Annotated in this window: 7 protein-coding genes; 6 read left to right on the forward strand and 1 reads right to left on the reverse strand. The window is 69.8% G+C overall.

Translation table 11 applies throughout. The annotated features are described in order from the left end of the window. On the forward strand, window positions 1–836 hold an 836-nt coding region (locus ACWDU1_RS26545; RefSeq protein WP_450002546.1), incomplete at its 5' end, for a glycerate kinase. Between the two features lie 42 nt (window positions 837–878). Here ACWDU1_RS26545 and ACWDU1_RS26550 read toward each other — a convergent pair. Continuing rightward, window positions 879–1,346 carry a PPOX class F420-dependent oxidoreductase gene (locus ACWDU1_RS26550; protein WP_450002548.1) on the reverse strand — a complete coding sequence of 156 codons (468 nt, stop codon included), beginning with the start codon at window positions 1,344–1,346 and terminating at the stop codon, window positions 879–881. Between the two features lie 572 nt (window positions 1,347–1,918). Here ACWDU1_RS26550 and ACWDU1_RS26555 point away from each other — a divergent pair. The 5 genes from ACWDU1_RS26555 to ACWDU1_RS26575 form a co-directional block, all read left to right on the forward strand. Further along, window positions 1,919–2,236, forward strand: coding sequence for a hypothetical protein (locus ACWDU1_RS26555; RefSeq protein ID WP_450002549.1), 318 nt, complete (start codon window positions 1,919–1,921; stop codon window positions 2,234–2,236). Then, the gene (locus ACWDU1_RS26560; protein WP_450002551.1) at window positions 2,226–3,725 is read left to right on the forward strand and encodes an aminotransferase class I/II-fold pyridoxal phosphate-dependent enzyme; all 1,500 of its coding nucleotides are present in this window, start codon (window positions 2,226–2,228) and stop codon (window positions 3,723–3,725) included. The genes ACWDU1_RS26555 and ACWDU1_RS26560 overlap by 11 nt, the downstream gene beginning before the upstream one ends. A gap of 64 nt (window positions 3,726–3,789) precedes the next feature. Next, window positions 3,790–5,580 (forward strand): thiamine pyrophosphate-requiring protein, encoded by a 1,791-nt coding sequence (locus ACWDU1_RS26565; protein ID WP_450002553.1) that lies wholly within the window; start codon window positions 3,790–3,792, stop codon window positions 5,578–5,580. 511 nt (window positions 5,581–6,091) lie between these two features. After that, window positions 6,092–6,742, forward strand: a complete 651-nt coding sequence (locus ACWDU1_RS26570; RefSeq protein ID WP_450002557.1) for an ABC transporter permease — start codon at window positions 6,092–6,094, stop codon at window positions 6,740–6,742. Beyond that, a partial coding sequence (locus ACWDU1_RS26575; RefSeq protein ID WP_450002555.1) for an ATP-binding cassette domain-containing protein occupies window positions 6,735–7,157 on the forward strand: 423 nt, incomplete at its 3' end. The genes ACWDU1_RS26570 and ACWDU1_RS26575, both read left to right, overlap by 8 nt.

A 7,157-nucleotide genomic window follows, 5' to 3' on the forward strand; every position in this document is an offset into this window, starting at 1 on the left:
GCGACGACGGGCTCGCGGTGTGTTTCGAACCGGAATCGGGGTTCGCGCACCGGGACAACCCGTGGGGCGCGCCGAGGCGCGCGGTATTCGGGCTGTCCGGCGACGGAACGGCGGTCATCGAGATCGCCGCGGCCAGTGGGATAACCACCCCGCACGACGGGCCCAAGGATCCGGTATCGGCCGATACCTACGGCACCGGCATGCTCATGGCGGCGGCCGTGCGAGCGGGTGCGCGCCGGATCGTCGTCGCGGCCGGAGGCTCGGCCACCACCGACGGCGGAATCGGGGCGATCACGGCGCTCGAGGCGGCCGGCGGCCCGGGGGACGCCGCCATCGTGGTCCTCACCGATGTCACCACCCGCTACATCGATGCCGCACGCGTATTCGGACCGCAGAAGGGCGCCGATCCGGCGACCGTGGACCTGCTCACCCGGCGCCTCGCCGAGACCGCGCGACGGTTACCGCGTGACCCCTCCGGCGTCGACGCGACGGGCGCGGCGGGCGGCTTCTCCGGCGGGATGTGGGCGCAGTACGGCGCCGAACTACGTTCCGGCGCGCAATTCGTCCTGGACGCGGGTGGTTTCGACGAGCACGCGCGGCGCGCGTCGGCGATCGTGGTCGGCGAGGGCCGGCTCGACGACCAGACCCGCGCGGGCAAGATCATCTCCGCGATCCTGGCCCGCGCCGGTGCGGTCCCCGTCTTCGCGGTGGTGGGCTCGGTGGGCGCGGATCTGGGCGATTACCGGACCCGGTTCGCGGAGGTGATCGTGGCATCCGATGCCGCGGCCATGCGGACGGCCGGGCAGCGGATCGGCGCGGCCGTCGGCGCAGGCTAGACCCGCCGACCGGCCCGGGCGCGCCGGCATTCCTTATCGGCCCTACTGCCCCGGGGCGCGGTCGGGCGGGAAACCGCCTGTCGCGACGGGCCCCCACCGCTCGATCTCGATCCGGATCAGCGATTTGCCCTGCCGGGCCATGGCCTCCCGGTATTCGTCCCAATCCGGGTGCTCACCGGCGATTCCGCGGTAGTAGTCCACCAGACCGTCCGCCGCCTCGGGCATATCGATCACTTGCGCGCGGCCGTCGACCTGTACATAGGCGTCGTCGAACTCGTCGGAGAGCACACAGATCGACACCCGGGGATCGCGCCGGATATTGCGGGTTTTCGCCCGTCCGGGATAGGTGGACACGACCACCCGGCCCTGAGGATCGAGGCCGCAGGTCACCGGAGACATCTGCGGGCTCCCGTCCGATCGGTGCGTGACCAGGACACCGTGATGGCGTGAACCGAGGAAATCCAGGAGCTCGGACCGATCGACGGTGTCGGCGGTGGCGATACGCGGCATGCGGGCCTTTCCGTTCGGAATCGGGGAGGCTTCCGAGCCTAGCGACCCCGCGCGAAGGGATTCGGTACGGCACGGCCGGGTATGCGCCCGGTGCCGGGACAGCCCACGGTGACCGCTACGGGCACCGAATGTCCCACCACCGGGCGGGACGCGCCCGGCAGGCGGACCCCCGCAAGCGCGGTCCCCACCTGGTTCCCGGCGAGAGGAGCAGTGATGCGAGACACCGATCCGGTACCACCTGTACCCGAACCCGACCCGCTACCCGATCCGGCGCCGGTCCCGGCACCCGATCCGCCCCCACGGCCCGGCCCTCCCCCGCTACCGGATCCCCATCCGGCCCCCGAACCCGGACGCCCGCCCGGGCCGGAGCCCGTTCCCCCGCCGGTGCCACCGCCCGATCCGATACCCGGCCCGGCGCCCGACAAACCGCCGGTGCCCGACCCCGGACTGCCACCCACGCCACCTCCCGAACCGCGGCTGTGAGCACCGGCCCGGCCGCCCTGGTTCAACCGCACCGAAGCGGGTATCCGCCCCATTACCCCTGGTCGCAAGCTCGACAGGAAGGACAGACCATGGCCACTCGTCCCGACGATCCGCATCAGAGTGCCCCCGAACACAACTTCCCCGACGACACCCGCACCACCCGCTCACACGCCGGCGAATCCATCGAGGACACCCGGAACTGGCCCGGGATCATCCTGGCCGCCCTCGGCATCGTGCTGGTGGGTATCACCCTCACCGCCGCGGGATACGGCTTCGCGGGCTGGGCGGTCGTCACCGGGATCCTGGGCGGAGTCTGTCTGATCGCCGGTGTGGCGATCGTCGTTCTCGAGCACCGCCGGGTCAAGGCGGCGGAAGGGGCTCCGCTGTGGGAGCAGCGTGGTCACTGACCGGACCACCTACGACCACAGCCGGGCGCCGATACTGGACGCCCTCGCCGAATACCAGAAGGTCGGCCGGTACGGATTCACACCGCCGGGGCACCGGCGCGGGCGCGGTGCCGACCAACGCGTGGTCGCGGTGCTCGGCGCGGATTCGTTCGGCGCCGACGTTCTGGCGACTCCCGGCCTCGACGACCGTTTGTCGCAGGGCGGCCACCTGGCACGGGCCGAATCGCTCATGGCCGACGCGGTCGGCGCCGAGAACGCCTTCTTCTCCACCTGCGGGAGTTCGCTGTCGGTGAAGGCCGCCATGATGGCGGTGGCCGGCGGCTGCGACGGCGGCCTGCTCGTGGCCCGCGACAGTCACAAATCGATCGTGGCGGGGCTGATCTTCTCGGGTGTGCTCCCGCGGTGGATCACGCCCCGTTGGGACGCCCGGGCCCATTTCTCGCACCCGCCGTCACCGGAACAGGTGCGCCGGGCATGGGAGAAACACCCCGACGCCGCGGGTGCGCTGATCGTCAGTCCGAGCCCCTACGGCACCTGTGCCGATATCGAGGGCATCGCCCGGGTTTGTCACGACCGTGGCAAACCGCTCATCGTGGACGAGGCATGGGGTGCGCATCTGCCGTTCCACCCCGACCTGCCCACCTGGGCCATGGATGTCGGCGCAGATATCTGCGTCGTGAGCGTCCACAAGATGGGCGCCGGCTTCGAACAGGGGTCGGTATTTCATCACCAGGGCGATCTGGTGGACCCGGTGCGGTTGCGGCACTGCGCCGATCTGCTCATGACCACCAGCCCGAATGTCCTCGTCTACGCCGCGCTGGACGGCTGGCGCCGGCAGATGGTGGAACACGGATACGAACTCCTGGATCGCGCCTTGGCTACGGCTACCCGGACGCGCGCCGAACTGGAACGCATACCCGGAGTGCGGGTCCTGGAGGCTCAGCTGCTGGGTGTGGAGGCCTCCCACGACCTGGACCGTCTTCAGGTGCTGATGGATATCGCCGAAACCGGTGTCACGGGCTACGACGCCCAGGCGTGGCTACGCGAGAACGAACTCATCGACCTGGGCATGAGCGATCACCGCCGTATCCTGGCCACGCTGTCGTTCGCCGACGACGCCGCGACGACCGGCCGGCTCGTCTCGGCGATCCGGCGCTGGCGCGAGCAGGCGGTGGCTGATCATGCCGCCCAGCGGATCCGGCTTCCCGAACCGGACGAGTTACAGCTCGAGACGGCGATGCTGCCCCGCGACGCCTTCTTCGGGCCCACCGACATGGTGCCCATCCGCGAGGCGGCCGGGCGGATCGCGGCCGAACAGCTGACCCCGTACCCACCCGGGATCCCCGTGGTCGTGCCCGGCGAGCGGCTCGACGCGGCCGTACTCGACTATCTGCGCACCGGGCACGACCACGGGCTCAATATTCCCGACGCCTCCGATCCCCGTCTCGAGGAGGTCCGGGTGGTGGCCACCGGTCGGCCCGGCCGCTGATTCACGCCCGCCCGTCCGGGTAGCCGGGGGCCGACAGCAGGACCCGGCCGGGAGGAGACGACCGATGCAGCAAGTGGGCGATTACATCGTGGCGCGGCTACGCGACTGGGATGTCACGCAGGTGTTCGGCTATCCGGGCGACGGAATCAACGGGCTGGTGGCGGCATTCGGCCGCGCCGGCGGTGATCCGGCGTTCATCCAGACCAGGCACGAGGAGATGGCGGCTTTCGCAGCGACCGGCTACGCGAAGTTCCGCGGCGGCGCCGGCGTCTGCGTCGCGACCTCGGGTCCCGGTGCCATCCATCTGCTGAACGGGCTGTACGACGCCAAACTCGACCATGTGCCCGTGGTCGCCATCGTCGGCCAGACCGCACGCAGCGCGATGGGCGGCAGCTACCAGCAGGAGGTGGACCTGCAGAGCCTGTTCAAAGATGTCGCATCGGAGTACCTGGTGGAGGTCAATGTCGCCGAACAGCTGCCCAACGCGCTCGATCGCGCGTTCCGCACCGCGCTGTCGCGGCGGGCGCCCACCGCGGTGATCGTGCCGTCCGATCTGCAGGAGAAGCCGTACCATCCGCCCGAGCACGCGTTCCAGCAGGTGCCGTCGAGCACTCCGGCGATAACGCTGCCCACCGCGGTGCCGCCCGAGACGGAGATCGAGCGGGCCGCCGCTGTGCTGGAGGCCGGGTCCAAGGTCGCGATCCTGGTGGGTCAGGGCGCGCGCCACGCCGCCGCCGAGGTGCTCGAGATCGCCGAACTCACCGGGGCGGGTATCGCCAAGGCGCTCTTGGGCAAGGATGTGCTGCCCGATGATCTGCCGTTCGTCACCGGCGCGATCGGATTACTGGGCAGCCGCCCCAGCTACGAGTTGATGCGTGATTGCGACACACTGCTCATCGTCGGTTCCAGCTTCCCCTACTCACAGTTCCTACCCGAATTCGGCCGGGCCCGGGCCGTGCAGATCGATCTCGACGGAACCATGATCGGTATGCGTTACCCCACCGAGGTGAATCTGATCGGCGACGCGAAGGCCACACTGGCCCGGCTCAACGCCCGGCTCGGCCGGACCGGGGACCGCTCCTGGCGCACCGGTATCGAGCGGAACGTGGCCCGCTGGTGGGAGACGATCGAACGGCAATCGATGCTCGAGGCGCGGCCGGTGAACCCCATGCGCGTGGTGTGGGAACTGGACCGGCGCGTACCCGAGGACGCGATCATCACCGCCGATTCCGGATCCTCGACCAACTGGTACGCCCGCTGCCTGCGTTTCCGGGGCCGGATGCGCGGGTCGCTGTCGGGCACGCTGGCCACCATGGGGCCCGGGGTGCCGTACGCGATCGGCGCCAAGTTCGCCCATCCCGACCGGCCCGCCATCGCCCTGGTCGGCGACGGCGCGATGCAGATGAACGGTCTGGCCGAACTGCTCACGATCAACCGGTATCGCGACCGGTGGAGCGATCCGCGCTTGATCGTCTGCGTGTTCCACAACAACGACCTCAATCAGGTCACCTGGGAGCTGCGGTCGATGGGCGGGGCGCCGAAATTCGAGGAGTCGCAAACGCTGCCGGATATGTCGTACGCCGATTTCGCCCGCGGCGCCGGGCTCGAGGGGATCACGGTCGACAGCCCCGATCAACTCGGCCAGGCCTGGGACCGGGCACTCGCGGCGGATGGACCGGTGTTGCTGGATGTGCACTGCGATCCCGAAGTACCCCCGATCCCGCCGCATGCCACCTGGGATCAGCTCGAGAACACCGCCGCGGCGGTCCTGCGCGGCGACCCGGAGGCCTGGCATCTGGTGGCGCAGGGCGCGAAGACCAAGATGCAGGAATTCGTACCCTCGCGTTCACGCTGAACTGCGCGAACGCTGATTCGGAGGCGGGCGCGGGGGTACGCGCGCAGCATGGAACTACTGGTGATCGTCGGGATAGTCATCCTGGTCGCCGCCGTCGCCGGATACCGGCGATGGACCGGCCGCCGCCCGGACTCCCCGGAGTCCCCGGACAACGACGGCCGGTAACCGCCGCCATGGAGTTCATCGTGGTCCTCGTGATCGCGGTCCTGGTCGCCCTGACCCTCCGCTACCGGCGGCGGGCGAATGGGCATCCCGAAATTCCCGAATAGCCGGGCGACCGGCGAAATCGGCGGCCGGGCGGGCCGGCCGCCGGCCCCACCTGATCAAGACACCGCCCGAAAATGTTTCGATCTCCGCCGTCCCGGGCATCCCCTCTGCGGGCCCGGACGGCGCCGCGCGTTCGCCCCTGCCCTGATTTTCGCTCTCGACGGCGACGCGCCGCACCCGGAACCGGTCCGGCTGCGGGAAGGCCGCGACAGTCGCCGGATACCGGGCACGGGGAGGTCGGATCCTGGACACGTGGTGGACCTTTGTCGTGCAACGACGGCACCAGCTCTTCATCGACTCGTATCTACACGTCTCGGCGGTGGTCCAATCGCTGCTGATCGCGACCGCGGTGGCGGTGCTGATCGGCGTCCTGGTCTATCGCAGCCCGATCGGCTCCGCCGCCGCCACGGCCGCGACGGGCGCGATTCTCACGGTGCCCTCGTTCGCCCTGCTCGGACTGCTGATCCCGATCTTCGGCCTGGGCGTGGTCCCCACGGTGACAGCGCTTGTGCTCTACGCACTGCTGCCCATCCTGCGCAATACGCTGATCGGACTGTCCTCGGTGGACTCGGCGGTCGTCGACGCGGCACGCGGGGTCGGGATGAACCGGTTGCGGGTACTGACCACCGTCGAACTGCCGCTGGCCTGGCCGGCGATCCTCGCGGGTATGCGGGTGAGCACCCAGCTGATCATGGGCATTCTGGCTCTCGCCGCCTACGCGAAAGGCCCGGGCCTGGGCAATCTCATCTTCTCCGGGCTCTCCCGGCTCGGCAGCCCGAACGCCGTCCCGCAGGCGCTCACGGGCACGGTGCTGATCGTCGTTCTCGCTCTGCTTCTCGACGAGGTCTTCGTACTCGTCGGACGTCTCACCATTTCGAGGGGTATCCGTGACTGATTCCCAGCCCGGCGCGGCGGTATCCGGTGTCGAGATCGTGCTCGACGCCGTCACCAAACGGTATCCGGGGCAACGCGAACCGGCCGTCGACGCGGTATCGCTGACCATCCCGGCCGGTGAGATCGTGGTTCTGGTGGGGCCCTCGGGGTGCGGTAAGACCACCACCATGCGGATGATCAACCGCCTCATCGAACCGAGCGCCGGCACGATCACCATCGACGGCCGCGACGCCGCCGCCATCGATGCCGACCGGCTGCGCCGGGGCATCGGCTATTCGATCCAGCAGGCGGGCCTGTTCCCGCATATGACCGTCGCCAGGAATATCGCCACCGTGCCCGGTCTGATGGGCTGGGACCGCGCCCGGATCACCGCCCGCACCGACGAGATGCTGGAACTGGTGGGCCTGGAACCGGAT

The sequence above is a fragment of the Nocardia sp. NPDC003345 genome (genome assembly GCF_053589395.1).